Origin of the sequence: Paludisphaera rhizosphaerae (assembly GCF_011065895.1) — a bacterium.
Taxonomy (GTDB): Bacteria; Planctomycetota; Planctomycetia; order Isosphaerales; family Isosphaeraceae; genus Paludisphaera; species Paludisphaera rhizosphaerae.
The window spans coordinates 82,691-107,290 of the sequence record NZ_JAALCR010000016.1 but is presented as its reverse complement, the minus strand read 5'-3'; the positions used below and the strand labels follow the sequence as shown (position 1 = coordinate 107,290).

Sequence of the window (24,600 nt, the reverse complement as noted above, 5' to 3'; positions counted from 1 at the left end):
GATGATCGTGGACCTACTCCAGATCACGCAGGAGATGAACCGCCGGCTATTCCTGAGCCGATCGGGATTGGGCCTCGGATCGATGGCGCTGGCATCGCTCATGGGGACAGCGGCGGGAGCGTCGGACGCAAAGCCAGCGGCCGCTCCTGGCCCATCGGGCGGACTTCCCGGACTGCCTCACTTCCCCGCAAAGGCGAAGCGAGTCATCTACCTGTTCCAGTCCGGCGCCCCGTCTCAGATCGATCTGTTCGACCACAAGCCGGCCATCCGTGAGCGTCGGGGAATCGAACTCCCCGAATCAATCCGCATGGGTCAGCGGATCACCACGATGACCTCGGGCCAGAAGAGCCTCCCGATCGCGCCTTCGATTTTCAACTTCGCGCAGCACGGCGAGAGCGGGGCGTGGATCAGCGAGTTGCTGCCGCACACCTCGAAGATCGTGGACGACGTCTGCATCGTCCGCTCGATGCAGACCGAGGCGATCAACCACGACCCGGCCGTGACCTTCGTCCAGACGGGTTCTCAGCTAGCCGGCCGGCCGAGCATGGGGGCCTGGGTCGCCTACGGTTTGGGGAGCCTTAACCAGGACCTGCCTGCGTTCGTCGTGCTCCTCTCGCGCGGACGGACCGACCAGCCGCTCTATGACCGCCTCTGGGGAAGCGAGTTCCTTCCGACTCGGTACCAGGGAGTGAAGCTCCGCGGCGGCAAGGAGCCGGTCCTCTACCTCGCCAACCCCTCCGGCTTCTCGCCTCAACTACGGCGGCGGCAACTCGACGACCTAGGCGAGTTGAACAACCTGCACCACCAGGAGACGGGAGACCCCGAGACGCTCACGAGGATCGCCCAGTACGAGTTGGCCTACCGGATGCAGTCGTCCGTCCCCGAGTTGACGGACCTGAGCAACGAGCCGAAGTCCGTGACCGACCTCTACGGCCCGGACGTGCAGCGACCTGGCAGTTACGCCGCGAACTGCCTGCTGGCGAGAAGGCTCGCCGAGCGCGGAGTCCGCTTCATCCAGCTCTATCACATGGGATGGGACCAGCACACCGACCTTCCCAACCAGATCCGCGCTCAGTGTCGCGACACCGACCAGGCGTCCGCGGCGCTTCTGCTCGACCTGAAACAGCGTGGATTGCTGGACGACACCCTGATCGTCTGGGGAGGCGAATTCGGCCGAACCATCTACAGCCAGGGCGCCCTGACCGCCACCACTTACGGCCGCGACCATCATCCCCGCTGCTTCACCGTCTGGCTGGCCGGAGGCGGGATCAAGCCGGGCCTCGTCCACGGCGAGACCGACGATTTCAGCTACAACATCGTCAAGGATCCGGTGGAGGTCTACGACCTGAACGCCACGATCCTTCACCTGCTGGGAATCGACCACACCCGGCTGACTTACAAGTTCCAGGGGCGCGACTTCCGCCTCACCGACGTCCACGGCAAGGTGGTCAGGCCAATTCTGGCATGACCAAGTTTCGCCAAATAAGAAAAGATCCGAATTCTACCGTGGAGACGCTTTCCGCACGCCGCATCGGCTGGTAGACTGGAGTCACCCTTCGCCGAATTCCTTCAGAATCCTAGCTCCGTGACCCGCGAGAGGCGACGGCCATGGAATCCGTGGTGACGACCTGCGGCGGCTGCGGCAAGGCCATCCGCATTCGCCGTCCCGAGGTGCGACGAAAGCACCTCTGCCCGATCTGTGGGACGCTCCTGACGACTCCGACGTCGGGTGCGATTGAGGGAACTCGACGTTCAGCGCCTGCGCATCGGCGTGCGTTCATCGGCTCGCTCGGCCTGCTTGAGCTGACTTTGCTCATGATGATCTCCGCTCCGGCGGCGGTCTGGTCGTCGGCCGCCTGGACGACCTCGGCGGCGGCCTCTCCTCCCCTGGTCTTCCGAGAATCGGCCCCCACGCCGCGGCTCCCCGAATCGCTCGATCGGAAAGCCGCGATGTTCTTGCAAGCGGCGACGACGAACGGCGTCAATCTGGTGGGCCAGGCCGTCTGCCGCCTCTTGGAGGCTCGGCCGCTCGCCCGAGGGTTATGGTTCCTGGGTGGACTTTCGGCCAAGGCCTCCGCTCAGGAGGGGGTCGCGACTCCGGCCCGGGGAGACGAGGTCGCTGCCTCCCCCGCTCTCCTGACCCCGCCGGATTTCGGGGCGCCTGCGATCGACGAACTCCAGGCGAAACTCGCCGTTCCCGAGGAGCGAAGATTCCTCCTCCGAGACGAGGACGGCCGCCAGATCGTCGCCCGGCTCCACGGCAGTCACAACGGCAAGACCGTCGTGATGCTTCCCGACGGCCGTCTGGGCGTCCCCTCGATGCTCGTCCCGACCGACGAGCCGTTCAAGCCTCTCACCGCCGATGAGATGAGCGATCGGCTCCTCACCGGTCCCTTTTCCGGCTTCAAGCTCCATCGGACGAAGCACTATCTGATCCTCTATCAGAGCGATCCAGGTCAGCCCGACGGAGACGCGTTCGCCAAGTCGAACGGCGTTCTGCTTGAGGACCTCTACGAGCGACTGTCCGCCGCGTTCCGCAACCACGACATGAGCGTGCACGAGGCCGAGTTTCCGCTGGTGGCGGTCATCTTCAAGAAGGAAGAGGACTTCCGCGCGTTCCGTCCCGTTGCTCCGGACGTTCAGGCCTACTACGAGATCTACACGAACCGCATCTTCCTCTACGAGACTCCTTCAGGCCGGCGCAGCGGTCCCGAGGTCGACGCTCTTCTCAAGCCCCAGATGACGGCTCATGAGGGAACCCATCAAATCCTTCAGAACATCGGCGTCCAGCCGCGCCTCAGCGACTGGCCCCTCTGGCTGGTCGAGGGCCTGGCCGAGTACTGCGCGACGCCCGCGCCCCCGCGGAAGGGGGTCGCCGCCTGGGACGGCCTCGGTCAGATCAACAACCTCCACATGGCGACGATCCGCGAAATCGAGGACCCCGTTTCGCTCTCGATGCGAGGTCAGGACGTCCAGACCAAGTCGCTCTTCCGCGATCCAGGCCAGCCGCTCGTCGAGGCGATGATTCGACGCAACGAATTGACGCCCACGGAATACGCGCTCGCCTGGGCGATCACGCATTACCTGGCGATGAAGCGGGTCGACGATTTCACTCGGTTCCTCCGAATCATGGGAGCCGCCGCGCCGCTCGAACCTCGGACGGCCGACGATCACGTCAAAACGTTTCGTGAGGTCTTCGGAGCCGACCTCGGCAAGTTGGACAAGACGATCAACGCGTATCTGACGAAGCTCACGAAGCAGAAGGGCTACGACCCCATGCCCTACTACGCCGTGCTCTTCGAGCAACCGTTGCCGAACGGCCGACTTCGAAGGGCCGCGATGGTCAGTCAGTCGCCGCAACTCATCAAGCAGTGGATCGACGAGATGTCGAACCCCGCGGCCGGCCTCCCCAACTGGCAGGCCACCCCCTTCCCCAGTCGGGGCCGAGCCACCCTCGCCGTTCAGGAGTGGATCCGCACCAACTGAGGCGTCTGAGGTTGCAAGGGCAGACCACGGATCCTGGCGCCGGCCTCTCCGAGATTCACTCGGTATGGAGTTCCTGACGCTGGTGGCTCCTCGAGGATTCAGGCCGGTTGCGGCCCAAGGCGCGGCCTTCCCGGCGGGGGGGCGCCGTCGAGAGGCGGACGACAAGCTCTTCCGGCAGTCGAATCTCTTTCGCCTCGTTCGGTCCGCGGATCGCCAGATTCTCAAGCAATCGACGCCCGCTGACCCGCCCCATCTCCCGCGCCGGCACGCTCACGGCCGTCAGGGGCGTGGGCATGAGTACGACGGGGAAAACGTCGTTGAAACAGAGGAGGCTGAAGTCCTCCGGGATCCGCAGGTCCAGTCCTGCCGCCGCGCCGACGATGGCGACGGCGATCTGATGATCGTAAGTGATCACGGCCGTCGCCCCCTGGTCGACCACGGTCGAGACGATGAACTCCTTCGCATCGGCGAACGGAGCATCATGAAGCCCGACAAGGTCGACGCCGAGTTCCTTGGAGCAAGCCAGAAGCGTCTCATGGCGCTCGGCGATCGAGTAGTGGGGCAGCGAATTCGACCGCGCGTTGGCGTAGGCCAGTCGACGGTGCCCCAGTTGCGCCAGATGCTCGACGGCTCGCCGCATCCCCATGCCGTCGTCCGCGAGAACCCGCACGACGGGAGAACCAACCGTTTCGTTCACGCAGACGTAGGGGACGCGACGGCGGTCCAGTTCCTCGACCGTCTCGGGACGCGGGCATTGCAGCAGAAGCGCTCCGTCGAATCGCCAGAACGGGAGACGGCGGCCCCGGCTGGCGCTCAGGTCGAAGAACACGTCGTAGTCGCTCGCGTGCAGGGCTTCCAGAACCCCCTCGATCAACGGCTCGTAGATACCCTCTGAGACGTGCGTCGCCGGCGATGCGAAGAGGCCGACCACACGCGTCGTGCGCCGGCTGAGGTTCCTCGCGGCGAGGTCAGGGACGTAGCCGAGTTGCTCGGCGGTCTCCTCGATCTTCCGACGAACTTCCGGACTGGTTGAGAACGACGGCTTCTTGTTGAGAACCCGACTGACCGTGGAGGCGGTCACCCCGCAAAGCCTGGCGATGTCCGAGAGGGTGGGTCGGCGTTGCACAGGACAGGCTCCACGCGAGGCAGGACGGCGAGAAGAGAACGCCCGGCCGGCGACGGACGGAGCAGCGACGATTGAGAGAGTCCGCGCGCGGTGTCGCCGTGTCGTTGACACGCGGTAGGATGCGTGTAGACTCCTCATCATGGTAAGCGATTGCCTAGCCCTGTCCAGGGGGTGTCGACGGTGCGTCGACGACGGCCCTGGTGGATGAGGGACGCTTCATGAGATGCCCGATTGCAGGTCTCGACCAGAGCCCTGGAAAGTTCGTCGGCGACGGCAAACCGCCTGGCCGCATTGCGTCCCTGGGTGCCGCGACATTCCTGCTGCTCGCCGCCCTGATAAGCTTTGTCGGGCCCGCACGGGCTTACGGCCAGTCCCCGGCCGGATCCCTCGAAAGCGGAGCGACGACCAGGTCCCTTCGAAGGGCCGTGGAGGGGAGGTTCCTGATCGGGACGGCGGTCTCGTCGCGGCAGCTTCGCGAGCCGAGGGCGTCCGAGTTGATCGCCGATCAGTTCGACGTTCTGACCGCCGAGAACGAGTTCAAACCCAGAGCGCTCCAGCCGCAGCCGGGGGTGTTCAACTTCGAGGCGGCCGACGCGATCGTGGAGTTCGCCCGGAAGCACGATCAGAAGGTCGTCGGTCATACCCTCTGCTGGCACAGCCAGGCGCCGTCGTGGATGTTCCGCGGCCCGGATGGAAAACCGCTGCCGCGCGACGAGGCGCTGAGGAATCTCAAGACGCACATCGACAAGGTCGTGGGACGCTACCGGGGCAAGGTCGTCGGGTGGGACGTGGTCAACGAGGCGATCAGCGACAACGACGGCGAGGGCCGGTATCTTCGCGACACCCCGGCCCGTCAGGCCATCGGCGACGACTATATCGCTCAGGCGTTCGAATTCGCCCACGCGGCTGATCCCGACGCCGAACTCTACTACAACGACTACGGCAACGAAACCCCCGGGAAGCTCGAACGAACGCTTCGCCTGGTCCGCGAGTTGAAAGCCCGGAACGTCCGTCTCGACGCCGTCGGCATTCAGTCGCATTTCAGGCTCGACGACCCTACCGCCGTGGATAGGCTCGACCGGGCGATCACCGCCTACGCTTCGGAGGGCGTGAAGATCGTCGTCAGCGAGTTGGACGTCGACGTGCTTCCTCGTCGGACGAGAGGGGCGGACGTCGCCGCTCGTGAACAGAGGGGAGCCGACCCCTACACCAACGGCCTGCCTCCCGACGTCGCGGCGTCGCAGGCCCAGTTTTACGATCGCCTCTTCCGAGTTCTCCTCAAACACCCGGGCGTCGTGAGCCGCGTCACGTTCTGGGGCGTCCACGACGGCAGCTCCTGGCTGAACTTCTGGCCGGTCTTCCGTCGAACCAACCACCCCCTGCTCTGGGATCGCGACCTGCGACCCAAGCCCGCTTTCGACGCCGTGTTCAGCGTGCTGACCAATTCATGACCGTCGACCCTTTCCAGGGCCTTGAAACCGCCAGCCAGGGAGAACAACCATGAAACGCGCCGGCCTGGCCGTGATTGCACCTTTGATTTTCCTGGCGGCCGCCTCAGCCCAGGAAGCACCTCCAGGCGCAACTCGTCCCTCCCCCAACCGTGGCGGCCCTCCGCAACGAGGGGGGCCCATCGTCCTCAATGCTGACGACGTTCCGGCCTTCCCAGAGCCTCCGGCGGAAATCAACGTCGTGAAGGACGTGCCTCACGGACGTCTGGAGATGATCTCGTACGACTCCAAATCGGTCGGCGCAACTCGCAAGATGCAGGTCTACACGCCGCCGGGTTACACGACCGAGAAGAAGTACCCGGTTTTGTATCTGCTCCACGGCATCGGCGGCGACGAGACCGAATGGCAGCGTTTCGCCAAGGTGGACGCCCTCCTCGACAATCTGCTGGCCGACGGCAAGATCGTCCCGATGATCGTGGTCATGCCCAACGGACGGGCCCAGAAGAACGATCGCCCCGAGGGGAACATCTACGCCGCCGCCCCGGCCTTCGCGGCCTTCGAGAAGGACCTCCTTGAAGATGTCGTGCCGACGATCGAGGCGCGATACTCCGTCCAGGCCGACCGAGAGCATCGAGCCCTCGCCGGCCTGTCGATGGGCGGAGGCCAGTCGCTGAACTTCGGGCTGTCGCACCTGGACGTCTTCGCCTGGGTCGGCGGGTTCTCATCGGCTCCCAACACGAAGCCGGCCGCCGAACTCGTCCCCGACCCGAGCCAAGCGAAGGAGCAGTTGAAACTCCTCTGGCTCGCCTGCGGGAACAAGGACGGGCTGATCCGGATCAGCCAGGGCGTTCACGCCTACCTGAAGGAGAAAGACGTCCCGCACGTCTGGCACGTCGACGGCCACGCCCACGACCCGATCGAGTGGCGAAACAACCTTTACTGGTTTTCCCAGCGCGTTTTCCGTTGAGGCCGCCTCCGGTTTCCCAGACAAGTCGCGCGGACCGGCCGTGATCCACCTTCCCAAGCGAGCCGAGGTAGGTACAATCAGTAATCGCTGGCAAATGCTGGGGACGTAGCTCAATTGGGAGAGCGCCTGGTTTGCAACCAGGAGGTTGAGGGTTCGATCCCCTTCGTCTCCACTCCCCACCTTCCAGGTCGGCCAGCACAACTGATGCTGGCCGATCCAACACGGCCCTGCCGGCGGGCTCCGCCGGCCCTCAACGGCTCCCTATCCTGCTTCAAGGCTGCGACGCCAGCTCGTGGAGATAGTCTTCGAGCAAGGTGTAACCATCGCCGTCGGGGTCGGCGTTGGAGTCGGAGAAGTCACCGGCCGGCGACGAGGGATTTCGCCCATGACGCCGCTCCCACTCATCGGGGAGACCGTCGTGATCGGAGTCGACCGGAACGTCGCGGGTCTGGTAGTCGGGCCAGGGGGACGGTCCAACGTCGCCGGGGACGTCGATGATTCCGGGGAGCCCGGTTTTGCTCCCTCGAAGGGAGACCGTTCCCGTGCGGGTTTCTTCGATGACGCGGCGATCGAGTGAATCCTGGCGGGGATGCGTCGCGCCGACGTCCGCCAGAACGTCGCGATACGCCTCGGCGGCCGAGGTCGTCGTGACGTAGGAGGGGAACAACGGCTGGTCCGAGCGGAACTCGGCGAGCGGAGCGGTTCCGTTGGGCGTGACGCCCTTCCAGTTGTCGTCGTCGTAGCTGGGTCGGCCTTCCATGAAGTTGCCGGCGATGTAGTAGACCTGGCGGTCGGACTCGGAGCCCACGTCGGGCTTCACGAGGTGGAAGACGCGAGTAGCGGGGCCGGGCTTGTAGTAGTTGTTGACGAAGTTGACGCGCTTCGCGCCGCCGTCGGTCGTCCGATGCTCCCAGTTGTAGACGACGTTGTTGCGGATGTCCATGTGACCGGCGAACCGTACCGCCTGGTCGTAGCCTCCCGCGAGCGACCAGTTTCTCCCCGCGCAGTGGGCCAGCAGGTTGTGGTGATAGCTGACCAGGTTCCCGCCGATCGAACCGGCGTACGAGTGCGGATGCCGCTGGAACGAGTCGTTCAGAGCCTCCGAGATCATGCAGCGCTGGAACGTCGAATTCCTGGCCGACCGGCTGTCGAGCCCTTCGTCGATCGACCAACTGACGGAGCAATGGTCGAAGATCGTGTGGTCGCCGCCAAGTCCCATGCCATCGACCGAGTGGTTGGACTCGTCCCCGGGGCGGACCCGAATGTGACGCATGATCACATCGCTCGAACTGGGAGCCGTCCCCACCATGTAGCCTCGAAAACAGATCCCGTCGCCAGGCGCCGTCTCACCGGCCACGGTCAAATAGGAGTTCCGCACGGACACGGCCGACCTTAGCCGGATGACTCCAGAGACGCGGAAAACCACCGTGCGCGGCCCCTGGGCTTCGGCCGCGGCGCGGAAGGAGCCGGGGCCGGAGTCGTCCAGGTTGACGACCTCAATCACCCGGCCTCCGCGACCGCCTCGGGCGAATCTTCCGTAGCCTTCAGCCCCTGGGAACGCCAGGTGACGCGGCCGAAACGACCAGACGTCGCCACGCGTGACCGCGCCGGTAGGGGAGATTTCGTCCACGCGCCAGAAGGCGTCACGATGGCTGGAAAGCCCCTCGGCCCTGGACGTGGCGGTCGTTGATTCGCCTCGGAATTCAGGCGACGACGGCTCGGCGGCCTCGACCGCCGCGCGATCGGCGCCGAAGTAGATCCGATGACGTGCGGCCGGTTCGCGAGAGGTCCAACTCAAGAGAGCGGAGCCTGACTCGGCGTCCACGTGACTGTCGCCGTTAAAGGGCGACGGCTTGATCGCCCGGTGGTTCGGGTCGGACGAATCGATCTCAAGGCCGTTCACGATGACCTCGCCATCGCCTCCTTTCGCCGTGATCGTGACGACGGTCGGCTCGGCGCCAGCCGTGAACTCGATAAAGGCGCAGGCGGCGTCGGCGTCGTCGTGGATACGCGTCGTTGGAGTCAATCCGTTGACGAGCGGCTTGCCTGCGACGGAGACGTCGTAACTGGGGACGGGACCTTCCTCAAGTCGATTGTGGAAGGTGGCCAGGGTATGAGGCCCCGGCTTGAGGCCGGTCAGGACGATCTCCAGCGATCCCGATGCGGCCACGCCGTCCGACGCCTGAGTTGCGCCATAGGCGAGGAGAGGTTTGTACCAGCGAACCACCAGGGGGGACTGCGACCGGAACGCCACGGCGACTCCGGCGAACTCTCGCGACGGATGCGTCGGGTTGAAGGGCCAGTTCTCCCGACCCTGGGTGACGACGTCGCCCCGGCCGTTGTCGGGATTCAGGTCGACTCGGATCGAAGCGTCTCCGGCCGCCGCGGCCAGGATGAGAGCGCACGCCGTCGGAATCGCTGCGAACATGGGAGAGTCCTCGGGTTGTCTTGCGTTAGGTCAGGCTCCGTGGGGGTCGATCAGCGCCCGTCGCCCGTAGTCGAGATGGGTTTCGACTCGTTGCGCGGCCAGTTCGGCGTCGCCCTCAATGATCGTCTTGGCGATGACGACGTGCTCGTTGTAGCTCCCCTCCATCCGGCCGGGGTTGAGCGAAAAAACGCGGTGGAAGACCCGGTGCGTGCGGTCGCGGAGAGTTCCCATCACACGGCAGATCTCGCGGTTGTCGAGGAACTCGGAAAAGAGCGTGTGGAAATCTTCGTCCAGCCGAACGCATAGACCGATGTCGCGCCGGGCGAGATTCGCCTGCTGCGCCGCCAGGTTGGCGTTCACGCGTTCAATCTGTTCCGCGGTCAACCTCCCCGCAATCCGCCGCGCGACGAACGGCTCCAGCGCCATGCGGATCTCGTAGAGTTCGGCCACCTCGCGAAACGAGAAGTCCCGGACGACGGCCCCCTGCTGCGGCGAGATCAGGATCAGCCCCTCCATCTCCAGACGCTGCAAGGCGGAACGGACCGGCGTCGTGCTCATCCCCAGCCGGTAGGCGAGCGGCCGCTCGGCGATGAACGCGCCCGGGGCCAACTCGCCGCTCAGAATCATTCCTTTGATCTCGTCGTAAGCCCGACTCTTGAAGAGGCCGCGTGCAGGCCCCTTCGAGGCGCCGCCGGCCAGAACCTCGGACGTGGCGGGTTTGATCGACATCGACACCACCTCTTATGATTCAAATCAAGATGTTCAAGACATGCATTCTGACTTCGAGAAATTTTCGTCGAATTCTTCTTGAGATTCTACTGAGATCTCAGTAGGATCGCAACCAGCAATAGAGAAATCCCGCTGAGGTCTCAGTGGGATCTCTACACTTCCATCACATGTCTGGGATCAATCGTCGTTCTCCCGGTAGGTCGTGCCAGGGGGGACCGCGTCAGTCTGATTGATCCCCCCCTCGATCCGGCCGATTCTCGGCTTTCCCGGAGGTACGTATGGGCACTCGGCGCTCTCGCGGCTTCACGCTGATCGAGCTTCTGGTCGTCATCGCGATCATCGCCGTGCTGATCGCTCTGCTGTTGCCGGCGGTTCAGGCCGCCCGGTCTGCGGCGAGGCGGATTCAGTGCGTGAACAACCTGAAGCAGATCGGTCTGGGGATGATGAACCATCATGATGTGCAGGGGAATTTCCCCTGGGGCGCCAAGAACAGCCCCGCCCAGAGCTGGGTCTTCCTGTTGCTCCCCTACCTGGAACAGGTGCCGGCTTACAACGCCGCCAACATGTCGCAGGCGTCGACGTCGCTCCTCAACATGACGGTCATCCAGATGAAGATCTCCATCTTCAACTGCCCCTCTGATCCGCTCGCAGGCGCGATGTGGCTCTCGAATTCGGCGACCATTCCGAATCGAGCGAAGGGCAATTACATGGTCAATTTCGGCAATTCCGACTACGTCCAGAACATGACGCCGACCGATTCGTTCGCCCCTGCGGTGATCGGCAACGGTTTCGACAGCGTTACGTCGATCCGCGGCCCGTTCCGGGTCAACAATACGACGAACGCCATCGTCCCGTACAGCATCCGCGACATCATCGACGGCACCAGCAACACGACGATGGCCAGCGAGATCAAGATCGTCCCCGACACGGGGAGCAAGTCGGACGCTCGCGGCGACGTCTGGTCAGGCACCACGAAATGCGGTTACATGTTCACTGCGGCCACGGCCCCGAACTCCGCGATCGTCGACCAGCTCGACGGCTCGGGCGGCTGCCCAGGCCCGGCTCTGACCCCTCCCTGCTTCCAGGCTTCGGGCGCCCAGCGCGAATTCAATGCGGCCCGCAGCTACCACGGCGGCGGCGTGAACGTCCTCTTCTGCGACGGAAGCGTGAAGTTCATCAAGGATTCGGTCAACCTGACGACCTGGAGGGCCCTCAGCACGAAGGACGGGGGCGAGGTCGTCTCCTCCGACGCCTATTGACCCGAGCCGCCCAGCCCGAAATCCCATCAGCACCTCGTGTTGCAAGAAGGAGAGTCGCATGACGTCGATCGGGACGCGTCCCCTGCGAATCGCGGCCGCGGCCGCAGGCCTCGCCTGGGGCGCTCTGACGCCGGCCGGGGCCCGCGAAACGCCGAAGGTCCCCGCCTTCCCCGGCGCGGAAGGCTCCGGGGCAGGCACGCCCGGCGGCCGAGGGGGCAAGGTCTTCGTCGTCTCCTCGCTGGCTGATTCCGGCCCCGGCTCATTCCGAGAGGCGCTGGAAGCCGAGGGCCCGCGGACGGTCGTCTTCGGCGTCGCGGGGCTGATCACGCTGGAAAAGCCGGTCGACATCACGCATCCCTACCTGACGCTCGCCGGCCAGACCGCTCCCGGCGACGGGGTCTGCGTCCGGGGAGAGAGCGTCCACATCAACACGCACGACGTCGTCATCCGGTACATGCGGTTCCGCCGAGGGAACCTGAAGGTTCGCGACGACGCGCTGGGGGGCTACCCGGTGGCCAACGTGATCGTGGATCACGTCTCGGCGAGTTGGGGGCTTGATGAGAACCTCTCGCTCTATCGGTGGATCAAGGGAGAGGGCCCGACATTAAAGAAGATGCCGCTGGAGCACGTCACGATCCAGTGGTCGATCTCCAGCGAGGCCCTCAACCGATACAACCACGCGTTCGGCGGGACCTGGGGCGGCCAGCCCTGCTCCTTCCACCACAACCTGTTCGCCAGCAACACGGGCCGAAACCCGAGCATCGGCATGAACGGCCTGTTCGACTACCGCAACAACGTGATTTTCAACTGGGTCCACCGCACGGCCGACGGCGGCGACGGCAGCTCTCGGGTCAACCTCGTCAACAACTACTACAAGGCTGGGCCGGCGACGAAGGACGAGCTTCTCCGGCACCGGATCTGCCGCCTTCAGGGCCGCTCGCCCCGCACAGATTACCCGGGCGGAGGCCTCTGGTACGTCGAGGGGAACTATGTCGACGGCTACCCATCGATCACGTCCGACAACTGGGCCGGCGGCGTCTATTTCGACGAGGCCGGGATGGACAAGGGGATCGTCATCCCCAAGGTGACTGAGGCTGAGGCTCGCTCACGCACCGAGTTCCCCGCGCCGGCCGTCGAGACCGAATCGGCCGAATCCGCCTATGAGCGAGTGATGGCCGACGTCGGTGCGACCCTGCCGCGCCGCGACCCCGTCGACGAGCGCGTCATCGCCACGGTCCGCAGCGGCAAGCCGACCTTCGGCGACGGCATCATCGACTCCCCCGCGGACGTCGGCGGCTGGCCCGAGTACCGGGCCTCCACGACCCCGGAAGACACGGATCGCGACGGCATGCCCGACGCCTGGGAGCGGCTGCACGGCCTCGACCCGACGAATCCGGCCGACGCCTCCTCCGACGCCGACCACGACGGCTACACTGCGATCGAGGAACACCTCAACGGCACCGATCCATCGACGTTCCTGGATTACACCAAGGCGGAGAACAACCGCAACACGCTTCGCTCCGGCTCGCCGAGCCAGGGGGCGCGGCCGTGATTTCGGTCCCGCGACGAGCACCTCTGCAGGCCCTGCTAGCCGTCGTTGTCTCGGTGAGCACTGCGACGGCGGCCGGACCTCCGCCGCCGCAGTATCTCAGCGTCGACAAGGCGGGCAAACTCGTCTACACGGCCGACGACCGAGGCGACCGGATCCCCGACTTCTCGCACGCCGGATACGGCGGCGGCGGCGTCGAGATCCCCGATGTGCCGACGCGAATCGTGATCGCCCCTGATCCCGGCGACGCCACGGCGCGAATTCAGGCCGCCCTCGATCGAATCGCCTCGCTCCCCGCAGACTCCCTCGGATTCCGCGGTGCGGTTCTCCTTCGAGCCGGCCGCCATGAAGTCGCCGGCAGCCTTCGGATCACGACGAGCGGCGTCGTCCTTCGAGGCGAGGGGGCGGCGACCGTCCTGGTCGCCTCGGGGATCGGACGGCGGCCGTTGATCCGAATCGAGGGTCGCGGCGAACGTCAGTACGACTCGCAAGGCACCTCCCGCGTTGTGGACGCCTACGTCCCCGTCGGCTCGATTCGACTGACGCTCGACCGTACTTCCGGCTTTCGCGTCGGCGATGCGGTCGCGATCGTCCGGCCCGCCACGGCCGAGTGGATCGCCGCCCTGGGGATGGACCGATTCCCCCTGGGGTATGAGGGCTCCCTGAACTGGCGCCCCGGCGCGATGACGGGCCTCTCAGACCGCGTCGTCACCGCCGTCGACGGGGCCGTGATGACTCTCGATGCTCCCCTGACGGATGCGATCGACGCCAAGCTTGGGACGGCGACGATCCAGCGATACACCTGGGACGGCCGAATCGAACGGGTCGGCGTTGAAGATCTGCGCTGCGAATCGGCCTTCGACCCCAGCAACCCCCGCGACGAGGAACACGCCTGGGACGCCGTCCGCATCGACGCCGCCCAGAACGTCTGGGTCCGCAACCTGGCTGCGGCGCATTTCGCCGGCTCCACGGTCCGAATCCTCGACGGCTCCAAACAGGTCACCGTCCAGGACTGCGAGTCGGTCGAGCCGGTCTCGGAGATCGGCGGCCGACGGCGGGACGCCTTCATCACGTCCGGCCAGAGCACGCTTTTCCTTCGCTGCCGCTCCAGTCAGGGAAGGCATGATTTCGCCGTCGGGGCTCTGACGCCGGGGCCAAACGCCTATGTGGAATGCACCGCAACGGAGCCGCTCGGCTTCAGCGGCCCGGTCGAAAGCTGGGCGACGGGCGTCCTCTATGACAACGTCAAGATCGACGGCGCCGGCCTCTCGTTGACCAACCGCGAGACCGAAGGCCAGGGGGCGGGATGGGCTGGTGCCAACAGCGTGCTCTGGCAATGCTCGGCCTCGGTGGTGACCTGCCGGAAGCCGCCGGGCGCGCACAACTGGGCGATCGGCTGCTGGGGCCAGTTCTTCGGCGACGGCGAGTGGCAGGCACCCAACGAGTTCGTCAAGCCGGAGAGCCTCTACCGGGCGCAACTCGCCGAGCGGCTCGGCCCCAGCGCACTGAAGACGCTGGAGCCTCGGAAACACTCCGAACACGGCATCCCTTCATCGACTCGCGACGATTCACCGACGATCGCTTCGAAGCCTCCCGCGCCTGTCGCACCGCTGACCCTTCAGAACGGTTGGCTGACCCGTGACGACTCCGTGCTGACCGGCGGGCGAATCGGCACAACCTGGTGGCGCGGAAGCGCCCTGCCGACGCGCGGCGGCGAGTTCGGCGTGGGCGTGACCCGATTCGTCCCCGGCCGCGAGGGGCCGGGCTTCACCGACGACCTCGACGATCTGACCGACCTGATGACTCGCACGGGCAAATCGGCGCTTGAGCATCATTGGGGCCTCTGGTACGACCGCCGCCGCGACGACCACCAGATGGCCCGTCGCATTGACGGCGACGTCTGGGCGCCTTTCCTGGAACAGCCGTGGGCGCGGAGTGGTCGGGGCACGGCCTGGGACGGGCTCAGCAAGTATGACCTGGAACGCTTCAATCCCTGGTATTTCAACCGCCTCGACGAGTTCGCCGGCCACTGCGACCGCAAAGGACTGGTGCTCATCCACCAGGCCTACTTCCAGCACAACATTCTCGAGGCCGGAGCCCACTGGGCTGACTTCCCCTGGCGGCCGGCGAACTGCCTGCAGGACACGGGCTTCCCGGAGCCTCCCCCCTACGCTGGCGGCAAACGCATCTTCATGGCCGACCACTTCTACGACGTCGATCACGCGGTCCGCCGAGCACTCCACCGATCGTACATCCGGCACTGCCTGGATGTTCTCGGCCGGCATCCCAACGTCGTCTTCCTCACGGGCGACGAGTTCACGGGGCCGCTGCACTTCATGCAGTTCTGGTTCGACGTCGTCGCCGAGTGGCAGCGCGAGACGGGCCGCAAGGTCCTGATCGGCCTGAGCGCGACCAAGGACGTCCAGGACGCGATCCTCGCCGACCCGGTCCGAGGGCCGTTGGTGTCGGTCATCGAGCTGAAATACTGGTGGTACCTGGCCGACGGCTCGCTCTATGCTCCCAGGGGCGGCGAGAACCTCGCTCCTCGGCAACAGCAGCGCGAGTGGAAGGGGACGAAGAAACGATCTGTGGAAGCCACCGCCCGGGCGGTTCGGGAGTATCGCGACCGCTTCCCGACGAAGGCCGTCATCGTCGCCGACGCGCCCGACGACGGCTGGGCGACCCTCGCGGCAGGAGGATCGCTGGCTCCCCTTCCCATCGGCGTCGACCCCCGTCTACTCCGCGCCGTCCCTCGGATGCAACCGATCGGTCGCTCCGAATCCGACGACCGGAAATGGATCCTGGGTGATCCCGGACGCAATTACCTTGTGTATGCTGGCGCGAGTGATCCCGTCGTCGTCGACCTGTCTCATGAGCGTGCGGGTTTCTCGGCCCGGCGGGTCGATCCGAAGACCGGTCGCGTCGACTCGTCGACTGAGACCGTGCGCGGAGGCGGGCCCGTGAAATTCCTCGCGGCCGACGCGGGGCCGACTCTTCTGTGGCTGACCACCGACGGTGCGGCGGACGGCGAAACGCCCGGCCCCTGACTTCTCTTTACGGCGGATCTCCTCATGAGCCGATTCCGACTCGATCGCCGTTCCTTCCTCGCCTCGGGCGCGGGGCTCGTCCTGGGCGGCCTCGGCTCGCTGCGTCGCGCGGCGGGACAGGCGCCGTGGATGAGCACCAGCCGAGGGCGACGCGACCTCGGCTTGATGGACACGTCGCAAAGCCCCTGCCTGAAGACGAGGAGCATCGGACTCGGCGAGGTCTCGTGGACGCGCGGTTTCTGGGCCGATCGTTTCACCGTCTGCCGCGAGTCGATGGTCCCGTCGATGTGGGAATTGATGAGCGGCACGGAGCCGACCCAGTTCCTGCAGAACTTCAAGATCGCCGCGGGTCTCGCCGAAGGCCGACACCGCGGCCCCAAGTGGAACGACGGCGATTTCTACAAATGGATCGAGGCCGCCTCCGCCTTGCTGGCGCGAGAATGGGACGAATCGCTCGATCGCCGGCTCGACGAGGTGATCGGCATTGTCGCCAAGGCCCAGCGCGAGGACGGCTATCTCCACACCCCCGTCCAGATCCGGGCGCGCAGCGGCGACACGAGCGCCGAGCCGTTCCTCGACAGCCTGGATTTCGAGGCCTACAACCTCGGCCACCTGATGACGGCCGCCTGCGTCCACCATCGCGCGACGGGCAAATCCAACCTGCTGGCCGTCGCCGTGAAGGCCGGGGATTATCTGGTGTCCGTGTCGAAGGTCCGGACGAGGGAACTCGCTCGCAACGCCGTCTGTCCGGCCCACTACATGGGGATCGTCGAACTCTACCGGACGACCCGCGACCCGCGCTATCTGGAGCTTGCTCGGGCCCTGATCGACGCCCGCGACCTCGTCGAGGGGGGCACCGACGACAACCAGGACCGGATCCCGTTCCGCCGTCAGACCAAGGCAGCCGGCCATGCCGCGAGGGCGAATTACCTCTACGCGGGCGCGGCCGACGTTCTGGTCGAGACCGGCGACGCCAGCCTACTCACCCCGCTGCTGGCCGTCTGGGAGGACGTCGCAACCCACAAGCTGGCGATCACCGGTGGCTGCGGCGCCCTCTTCGACGGGGCCTCTCCCGAAGGGGTCAAGGATCAGAAGTCGATCAGCCGCGTCCACCAGTCGTACGGTCGAGACTACCAGCTTCCGCAGAGCCTGGCCCACAACGAGACCTGCGCGGCGATCGGCAATTTGCTCTGGAATCAGCGGATGCTCCAGGTCACGGGCGAAGCTCGATTCGCCGACGTGATGGAGACGACCCTTCTGAACGCCGCGATGGCCGGCGTCAGCCTGGAAGGGACGCGCTACTTCTACACGAACACGCTCCGACAGCTCGACTCCCTGCCCGCCGACCTGCGCTGGAATCGCCATCGCGAGCCGTTCATCAGTTGTTTCTGCTGCCCCCCCAATCTGGTTCGGACCATCGCCGAATCGGCCGGTTTCGCCTATGGACGGTCGAAGGACCAGTTTTGGGTTCACCTCTACGGCGGCAACAACCTCGACACGACGCTCGAAGTCGGCCGGCTCCGGCTCACGCAGACGACGGACTACCCCTGGGACGGCCGGGTCTCGCTCACCATCGCCGAGGCCCCGGCGCAGGCGGTCTCGATCCTGCTTCGCATCCCCGGTTGGGCGGCCGAGGCGTCGGTGCGCGTCAACGGCGTCGAGCAGCCGCGACCTCTCGCCGGCTCGTACGCGGAAGTCCGACAGACCTGGAAGCCGGGCGACCTCGTCGAGTTGGCGCTCCCCATGCCCACGCGGCTGATGGAGGCGAACCCGCTGGTCGAAGAGGCTCGCAATCAGGTAGCCATCCAGCGCGGACCGATCGTCTACTGCGTCGAGTCGAGCGACCTTCCTGAAGGGGTCCGCGTGCAGGACGTGGTCATCCCTCGGGCCGTCAATTTCAAGCCTCGGTACGACGCCAAGCTCCTGGGCGGCGTGACCGTCCTGGAAGGCCACGCCGAGGCCTGGCGCGAGCCCGACTGGTCCGGGAAGCTCTACCGCGAATTGCCCACCGCCCCGCAGCGACCGTTCGACCTGCGGCTCGTTCCCTATTTCGCGTGGGGCAACCGCGGCCATTCGGAGATGTCCGTCTGGATGCCGCTCGGCCGATCGTAATGACTGTGACCACCTCTTCGACCTCGACGAGCCACCATGGATTTAAGACGCCTCTCCCCAGCGCGTACAGCCTTGCGGCTCATCCTCACGGCCTGCCTCGCCGCCTTCATGGCGCCTTCGAGGGGGTCGTCCGCCGTGGAGCAGTGGGGGGTCGCCGAGATCATCCTGCAGGGGCCGTCGGAGGGGAATCCCTTCACGGACGTTGAGCTATCCGCCGTCTTCTTGAAGGAGGGGCGGACCTTCAAGGCGTCGGGCTTCTACGACGGCGCGGGCGTTTATCGGATTCGCTTCATGCCCGATCGTCCAGGAGTCTGGGAGTACACAACTCACAGCAACCGCCGCGAACTCGACGGCAAGACGGGTCGTATCGAGGTCATGCCTCCCTCGCCGGGGAACCACGGCCCAGTCCGGGTGCGGAACGAATTCCACTTCGCGTATGAAGACGGGACTCGATACGTCCCGATCGGCACGACCTGCTACGCGTGGACCCATCAGATGGAGTCGCTGGAGGCGCAGACGCTGGAGACGCTGGCGCACTCGCCCTTCAACAAGATCCGGATGTGCGTCTTCCCCAAGTCATACACCTACAACCGGGCCGAACCTCCGCGCTACCCTTTCGAGGGGACCCCGCCGAAGACCTGGGACTTTTCTCGGTTCAATCCCGACTTCTTCCGCCACCTGGAAGACCGCATCGAACGGCTCCGCGACCTCGGCATCGAGGCCGACGTGATCCTGCTGCATCCCTACGACGAAGGCCGTTGGGGCTTCGACCGCATGCCGGCGGAGGCGGACGATCGCTATCTCCGCTACGTCGTCGCGAGGCTGTCCGCGTACCGCAACGTCTGGTGGTCCCTGGCCAACGAGTGGGACTTCATGAAGGAGAAGCGTGAGTCGGACTGGGACCGGATGCTCATGGTCGTCCGAGACGCCGACCCGTACAACCACCTGCGGTCGATCCATAACGGGACATTGATCTACAACCATTCGCAGCCCTGGATCACCCACGCGAGCATCCAGAACGGATCGGCCACGAAGGACTACGGCCGGGCCGTCCTCTACCGCGACGTCTACCGCAAGCCCATCGTCTTCGACGAGGTTTGCTACGAGGGGAACCTCCCCGATCGCTGGGGACATCTCTCGGCGCAGGAGATGGTCGACGCCTTCTGGCAGGGGACGATCGCCGGGACTTACGTCGGCCACGGCGAGACCTACCTCAGTCCCGACGAGGTCATCTGGTGGTCCAAGGGGGGCGTCCTCCATGGCCAGAGCCCGCCTCGGATCGCCTTCCTCCGCAAGATCATCGAGGAAGGCCCGAGTCACGGCCTGGAGCCGATCGACAAGTGGCAGGGATCGCCGTCCGTCGGCAAGCGAGGAGAATACTACCTCTTCTATTTCGGCCGCGAAGCTCCCAAGGTATGGCCCTTCAAGATCCCTCGCACGCGGATGAACGAACCGATGACGTTCCAGGTCGACGTGATCGACGCCTGGGACATGACGGTCACGCCCGTCGAGGGGACCTTCACCGTCACGCCCTCGGATCGATATACGTTCGCCTGTCCCGAACGCCCGAGCATTCCTCTGCCCGGCAAGCCGTACACGGCGGTCCGCCTCCGACGCGTCTCGGATGCGAAGACTCCCTAACCTGATCGCAGTCGCCGGCCCCTTTCCTCGTGGAGACGGAAGATGACGAGCCGAAGAGAATTCCTGACGCAGGGAGGGGCCGTGGCGGGCCTGGCCGCCGTCGCGGCGTTGCCGGGCCAGGCCAGCGCGGCGGATTCGATCACACTGGGAGCGATCGGTTGCGGGCGGCAGGGGACGTCGCTCATAAAGAAGTTCGCCGCCCTGGAGAACGTGACGGTCGGCTACGTTTGCGACCCCGACGAGGCACGCGCGGCGGCCGCCGCTCAGGCGGTGGCCAAGGCCACGGGCAAGACCCCGAAGGTAGTCACGGACCTCCGTCGGGTTCTGAACGACCGCTCGATCGACGCCGTCACCGTCGCGGCCCCCGACCACTGGCACGCGCCGGCGACCATCCTCGCGGTCGACGCGGGGAAGCATGTTTACGTTGAAAAGCCTTGCTCGCACAACCTTCGCGAAGGCCGACTGATGGTCGAGGCCGCTCGACGCACCGGCCGCACGGTCCAGCTCGGCACGCAGAGCCGATCCAATCCGATGGTCCTCCGCGCGATCCGGCTGCTCCACGAGGGGGCGATCGGCGAGGTGCTCGTGGCCAAGGCGTTCGACGTCCAGCGCCGCGACAGTATCGGCCGTGCATCTCCGTCGGAACCGCCGCCGGGCTTCGACTACGACCTCTGGGTCGGCCCCGCCCCCTTCGTCCCCTTCCAGGCGAACCGTCACCATTACACCTGGCACTGGTGGCACGACTTCGGCACCGGCGACATGGGGAACGACGGCGTCCACGAGCTAGACATCGCCCGCTGGGGCCTGGGCGTGAACGAGCATCCCGCCAGGATCGCCGCGATCGGCTCCAAGTGCTTCTTCGACGACGACCAGCAGTTCCCCGACACCCAGAACGTCGTGTTCGAGTACCCGGGCGCCTCGCCCTCCGGCCGTCCCCGTCAACTGATCTATGAGATGCGGATCTGGTCCCCCTATCAGCCTGACGGCGAGGAAAACGGCGATATCTTCTACGGCACCGAGGGCTGGATGATCCTCTGCAAGGGGGGCGTCGTCAAACTCTTCGACCGTCAGGGGAAGCCGAGGCCCGTCGAGGGAGAGCTTCCGAAGGTCCCCGACCACCAGCTTGATTTCGTCTCGGCCATCCGCGAAGGCCGCGCCCCGGCCGCCGACATCGAGACCGGCCATCGGTCGACGTCCCTCTGCCACCTCGGCAATATCGCGGCCCGCGTCGGCCGCACGATCCAGTTCGACCCGGCCACCGAGCGGATCAAGGGCGACGATGAGGCCGATCGTCTCCTGGGCCGATCCTACCGCCAGGGCCACTGGGCCGTCCCCCGCGGAGCCTGATCGATGAATCGACCTGTCAGCGGCCTCGTCTTCGTCCTTGGCCTTACGGCCGCAGCCTGCGCGGCGGAGCCGAACGTCGAGTTCCACCAGGAGCCCGGCCGAATTCGGATCACGGCCGACGGCTCCCCCGTGGCGACCTACGTCTACCAGGACTCCACGATCCCTCGGCCGCATTTCAGCCACCTGTTCGGCCCGGGCGGCGTTCAGCTCTCGCGCAACCATCCGCCGATCGCGGGCAAGGATCCCGTCGACCACGCCGACCTCCACCCCGGCCTCTGGATGGCGTTCGGCGACCTCTCGGGGTCCGACTCCTGGCGGAACAAGGCGCCCATCGAGCACGAGGCTTTCGTCGAACCACCGACCGGCGGCGAGGGCCGGGGCTCCTTCGTCGTCCGCAACGTTTATCGGCGTACTTCAGGCGGGGCGATCTATGCTCGCGAGGTCGGCCGCGTCACGGTCGTCGCTCGGTCGTCCGGCTACCTCCTCGCGCTCCAGTCCGAGTTCACGGCGGTCGACGGCGATCTCGTCTTCGGAGACCAGGAGGAGATGGGCCTGGGCTTCCGCGTCGCCACACCGCTCTCGGTGAAAGGGGGCGGGCGGATCATGGACACCGAGGGAGACCGCGACGAGAAGGGCGTCCGCGGCAAGGCCACCGCCTGGTGCGACTACAGCGGGGTCGTCGACGGCCACTGGGCGGGCGCGAGCCTGATCCCCGACCCGGCCAATTTTCGCGTGAGCTGGTTCCACGTTCGCGACTACGGGCTGGCCGTCGCCAACCCATTCGGTCGCAAGGCGCTCACGAAGGGGCCGGAGAGCCGGGTCGTCGTCAAGCCGGGCGAGACGTTCAAACTGGGCTTCGGCGTCTTCCTCCACGCCTCTCCGACCGCGGATCCGATCGACCCGAGCGGATTCCATCGGGCGTACCTCGAAGAACTCTCCCGGCGGCCTGCTCCGGCGAGGCCCTGAAATGCAGCGACGAGGAGCCGACTCATGAAGCGTTCCCAGGCATCCCGCGCGTCGATGATCGGCGGACTGTTGCTCGCGGTGCCCCTGCTCTGTTTTGCGGACGAACCGAGCCGAGACCTTCGCCTCTGGTACTCGGAGCCGGCCAAGCAGTGGGAGACCGCCCTGCCGATCGGTTGCGGACGCCTGGGGGCGATGGTCTTCGGCAACGTCGCCGACGATCGGATCCAGTTCAACGAGGACACCCTCTGGACGGGCAAGCCTCACGACTACGTCCGAGCGGGCGCTCGCGGCCACCTGGACGAAATTCGCCGGCTGCTGTTCGAGGGCAAGGACAAGGAGGCCGCCCCCATCGTCCGCGGCTCGTTCCTCAGCGACCCGATCCACCAGGAAGCCTTCCAGCCCTTCGGCGACCTGCACATTCGGACGCCCGGTCATGAAGGCGCTGTCGACTATCGACGTGAACTCGACCTCGACTCGGCCGTCGCTCGCGTGACCTATCGAGTCGGCGACGTAACCTACCGGCGCGAGGTCTTCGCCAGCTACCCGGACCAGGTCATCGTGGTTCGCATCGAGGCCGACCGGAAGGGCGCCGTGAGCTTCCAAGCCAACACCACGAGCCCACACGAGGCTGTGCAGTCGCGAGCGATCGGGATCGATACGCTCGCGATGTCCGGCCATGTCCGCAACGACGGCCTCCGGTTCGAGTCTCGCCTGCGGGTCTTCAATGCCGGCGGACGTTGTTTGGTGGACGACTCGGGGGTGAGCATCGAGGGAGCCGACGCCGTGACGATGGTTCTGTCGGCAGCCACCAGCTTCAAGACCTTCGAGGACGTCACCGCCGATCCGGCGGCCCGCTGCGAGGCCACGCTCGCTCGTCTGGGGTCCAAGAGCTACGAGTCGCTTCGGGCCGACCATGTGGCCGACCACCGGAAACTCTTCCGTCGCGTGACACTGGATCTTGGACGGGACGAACGGGCGGACTGGCCCATCGATCGTCGAGTCGATCGGATCTCGAAGGATTACAACGCGCTGACAGCGTCCTCGCCCGCCTCTCGCGGGACGGAATCGGGCGCCTCGATCGGGCTTCGGGTCGACCCGGCGCTCGCGGCGCTCTACTTCCAGTTCGGCCGCTACCTGCTGATCGCCAGCAGTCGACTGGGCTCGCAACCGGCGAACCTCCAGGGGGTCTGGAACGAACTCCTGGACCCGCCGTGGGGGAGCAAGTACACGACCAACATCAACGTCGAGATGAACTACTGGCCGGCGGAGGCGACGAACCTCTCCGAATGCCATGAGCCGCTCTTCGACATGATCGACGACCTGATCGTCAGCGGATCGCGCACGGCTCGCGAACAATACGGCATGCGGGGTTGGGTCGTGCACCACAACACCGACCTCTGGCGCGGGACGGCCCCGATCAACAACATCGACGGCGTCTGGCCGACCGGCGGCGCCTGGCTCTGCCATCACCTCTGGGATCGCTATCTGTACACGGGCGACCGCGAGTTCCTGGCTCGCCGAGCTTACCCGGCGATGAAGGGGGCCTCGCTCTTCTTCGTCGATTACCTCGTGCCCGACCCCAGGACGGGGTGGCTCGTCACGAATCCCTCGATCTCGCCCGAGCAGGACCCGCTCTGTTACGGGCCGACGATGGACGCCCAGCTCATCCGCTCACTTCTGAGTTACACGATCGAGGCCGCCGGCCTGCTGGGCGTCGACTCCGACCTGATGGCCAAGTTGGCGGACGTACGGCGTCGACTCCCTCCGAATCAGGTCGGCCGCCACGGCCAGCTCCAGGAGTGGATCGTCGACATGGACAAGCCCAACGATAAGCATCGGCACATGTCGCCGTTGTGGGGTTTGTTCCCCGGCTGGGACCTGACGCCGGCCGACCTGAAGTCGTTCGACGCCGCCAAGGTTCTGCTCGGCTGGCGCGGCGACGGCAACACCGGCTGGAGCTTCGCCTGGCGAATTCCGCTCTGGGCCCGGGTCCACGACGGCGATTTCGCGTTCCGCCAGTTGGAGATCCAGCTCGCTCGCCGCACCTTCCCGAGCCTGCTCGACAAGTGCGGTCCGTTCCAGGTCGACGGCAACTTCGGCGCGACGGGGGGCGTCGCGGAACTGCTTCTCCAGAGCCATCTCCGCCCAACCGACGATCCCGATTCGCGAGAGATCGAGCTGCTTCCCGCCTTGCCTTTGGCGTGGCCGAAGGGCGCCGTGACGGGCCTCCGCGCCCGCGGCGGATTCGAGGTCGACCTCGCCTGGAACGGAGGCGTTCTGGCTCGCGCCGTGGTCCGCTCGGACCGTGGCGGGAAGTGCCGGATTCGATACCGGGATCAGGTCCTCGACCTGACGACCCAGCCCGGCGAGGTCCGCACGCTGGAAGCCGGTGCCCTGTCGAAGTCGCCCTGACGCGCTGGTAGCCTTTCGTTGAGGCGTGAAGGCGGTTCGCTCGAAGGGCGGGCAGCCGTCGGCGCGTCTTGGACGGAGGTCGC

15 protein-coding genes and 1 tRNA gene are annotated in these 24,600 nt (G+C 66.0%); 13 read left to right on the top strand and 3 right to left on the bottom strand.

All coding sequences use genetic code 11. From position 1 onward, the window contains the following. Position 1: 1 nt before the first annotated feature. Positions 2-1,468, top strand: coding sequence for a DUF1501 domain-containing protein (locus tag G5C50_RS20610; protein WP_165072451.1), 1,467 nt, complete (start codon positions 2-4; stop codon positions 1,466-1,468). A gap of 140 nt (positions 1,469-1,608) precedes the next feature. Further along, positions 1,609-3,486, top strand: a complete 1,878-nt coding sequence (locus tag G5C50_RS20605) for a DUF1570 domain-containing protein (RefSeq protein ID WP_165072449.1) — start codon at positions 1,609-1,611, stop codon at positions 3,484-3,486. A 55-nt stretch (positions 3,487-3,541) separates the two neighbouring features. On the opposite strand, the gene G5C50_RS20600 is transcribed toward G5C50_RS20605, so the two are convergent. After that, on the bottom strand, positions 3,542-4,612 hold the full coding sequence (locus G5C50_RS20600; protein ID WP_165072447.1) for a LacI family DNA-binding transcriptional regulator: 1,071 nt from the start codon (positions 4,610-4,612) through the stop codon (positions 3,542-3,544). Positions 4,613-4,830: 218 nt separating this feature from the next. Between G5C50_RS20600 and G5C50_RS20595 the strand changes: the two genes are divergently transcribed. From G5C50_RS20595 to G5C50_RS20585, 3 genes are all read left to right on the top strand, one after another. Next, positions 4,831-6,063: an endo-1,4-beta-xylanase gene (locus tag G5C50_RS20595; protein WP_165072445.1), complete on the top strand. Its 1,233-nt coding sequence runs from the start codon at positions 4,831-4,833 to the stop codon at positions 6,061-6,063. Between the two features lie 49 nt (positions 6,064-6,112). Next, positions 6,113-7,027: an alpha/beta hydrolase gene (locus G5C50_RS20590; protein WP_165072443.1), complete on the top strand. Its 915-nt coding sequence runs from the start codon at positions 6,113-6,115 to the stop codon at positions 7,025-7,027. A 99-nt stretch (positions 7,028-7,126) separates the two neighbouring features. Beyond that, positions 7,127-7,199, top strand: a tRNA-Ala gene (locus G5C50_RS20585). A 99-nt stretch (positions 7,200-7,298) separates the two neighbouring features. Here G5C50_RS20585 and G5C50_RS20580 read toward each other — a convergent pair. Next, the gene (locus tag G5C50_RS20580; protein WP_165072441.1) at positions 7,299-9,455 is read right to left on the bottom strand and encodes a pectate lyase family protein; all 2,157 of its coding nucleotides are present in this window, start codon (positions 9,453-9,455) and stop codon (positions 7,299-7,301) included. Between the two features lie 30 nt (positions 9,456-9,485). Further along, entirely contained in the window at positions 9,486-10,184 is a 699-nt protein-coding gene (locus G5C50_RS20575) for a GntR family transcriptional regulator (RefSeq protein ID WP_165072439.1), read from the bottom strand. Positions 10,185-10,462: 278 nt separating this feature from the next. On the opposite strand from G5C50_RS20575, the gene G5C50_RS20570 reads away from it, so the two are divergent. The 8 genes from G5C50_RS20570 to G5C50_RS20535 are packed head-to-tail and all read left to right on the top strand — an operon-like array spanning position 10,463 to position 24,517. Beyond that, complete coding sequence (locus G5C50_RS20570; protein WP_165072437.1) at positions 10,463-11,443, top strand: DUF1559 domain-containing protein; 981 nt, start codon at positions 10,463-10,465, stop codon at positions 11,441-11,443. Positions 11,444-11,501: 58 nt separating this feature from the next. After that, a complete protein-coding gene (locus G5C50_RS20565) occupies positions 11,502-12,995 on the top strand; it encodes a pectate lyase family protein (RefSeq protein WP_165072435.1) in 1,494 nt (497 codons plus the stop codon). Continuing rightward, on the top strand, positions 12,992-16,039 hold the full coding sequence (locus G5C50_RS20560) for a DUF6298 domain-containing protein (protein WP_206107782.1): 3,048 nt from the start codon (positions 12,992-12,994) through the stop codon (positions 16,037-16,039). Before G5C50_RS20565 ends, G5C50_RS20560 begins: the two co-directional genes overlap by 4 nt. Positions 16,040-16,063: 24 nt before the next feature. After that, positions 16,064-18,151, top strand: a complete 2,088-nt coding sequence (locus G5C50_RS20555) for a glycoside hydrolase family 127 protein (protein WP_206107781.1) — start codon at positions 16,064-16,066, stop codon at positions 18,149-18,151. Positions 18,152-18,187: 36 nt separating this feature from the next. After that, entirely contained in the window at positions 18,188-19,792 is a 1,605-nt protein-coding gene (locus tag G5C50_RS20550; RefSeq protein ID WP_206107780.1) for a DUF5060 domain-containing protein, read from the top strand. A 42-nt stretch (positions 19,793-19,834) separates the two neighbouring features. Next, positions 19,835-21,139, top strand: coding sequence for a Gfo/Idh/MocA family protein (locus G5C50_RS20545; RefSeq protein WP_165072431.1), 1,305 nt, complete (start codon positions 19,835-19,837; stop codon positions 21,137-21,139). A 3-nt stretch (positions 21,140-21,142) separates the two neighbouring features. Continuing rightward, entirely contained in the window at positions 21,143-22,105 is a 963-nt protein-coding gene (locus tag G5C50_RS20540; RefSeq protein WP_165072429.1) for a DUF6807 family protein, read from the top strand. Between the two features lie 24 nt (positions 22,106-22,129). Then, entirely contained in the window at positions 22,130-24,517 is a 2,388-nt protein-coding gene (locus G5C50_RS20535; protein WP_206107779.1) for a glycoside hydrolase family 95 protein, read from the top strand. The last annotated feature ends 83 nt before the right edge of the window (positions 24,518-24,600 follow it).

Coding starts and splice junctions, on each gene's coding strand:
- G5C50_RS20610 (WP_165072451.1), top strand. CDS start 2: ATGATCGTGGACCTACTCCAGATCACGCAGGAGATGAACCGCCGGCTA.
- G5C50_RS20605 (WP_165072449.1), top strand. CDS start 1,609: ATGGAATCCGTGGTGACGACCTGCGGCGGCTGCGGCAAGGCCATCCGC.
- G5C50_RS20595 (WP_165072445.1), top strand. CDS start 4,831: ATGAGATGCCCGATTGCAGGTCTCGACCAGAGCCCTGGAAAGTTCGTC.
- G5C50_RS20590 (WP_165072443.1), top strand. CDS start 6,113: ATGAAACGCGCCGGCCTGGCCGTGATTGCACCTTTGATTTTCCTGGCG.
- G5C50_RS20580 (WP_165072441.1), bottom strand. CDS start 9,455: ATGTTCGCAGCGATTCCGACGGCGTGCGCTCTCATCCTGGCCGCGGCG.
- G5C50_RS20575 (WP_165072439.1), bottom strand. CDS start 10,184: ATGTCGATCAAACCCGCCACGTCCGAGGTTCTGGCCGGCGGCGCCTCG.
- G5C50_RS20570 (WP_165072437.1), top strand. CDS start 10,463: ATGGGCACTCGGCGCTCTCGCGGCTTCACGCTGATCGAGCTTCTGGTC.
- G5C50_RS20565 (WP_165072435.1), top strand. CDS start 11,502: ATGACGTCGATCGGGACGCGTCCCCTGCGAATCGCGGCCGCGGCCGCA.
- G5C50_RS20555 (WP_206107781.1), top strand. CDS start 16,064: ATGAGCCGATTCCGACTCGATCGCCGTTCCTTCCTCGCCTCGGGCGCG.
- G5C50_RS20550 (WP_206107780.1), top strand. CDS start 18,188: ATGGATTTAAGACGCCTCTCCCCAGCGCGTACAGCCTTGCGGCTCATC.
- G5C50_RS20545 (WP_165072431.1), top strand. CDS start 19,835: ATGACGAGCCGAAGAGAATTCCTGACGCAGGGAGGGGCCGTGGCGGGC.
- G5C50_RS20540 (WP_165072429.1), top strand. CDS start 21,143: ATGAATCGACCTGTCAGCGGCCTCGTCTTCGTCCTTGGCCTTACGGCC.
- G5C50_RS20535 (WP_206107779.1), top strand. CDS start 22,130: ATGAAGCGTTCCCAGGCATCCCGCGCGTCGATGATCGGCGGACTGTTG.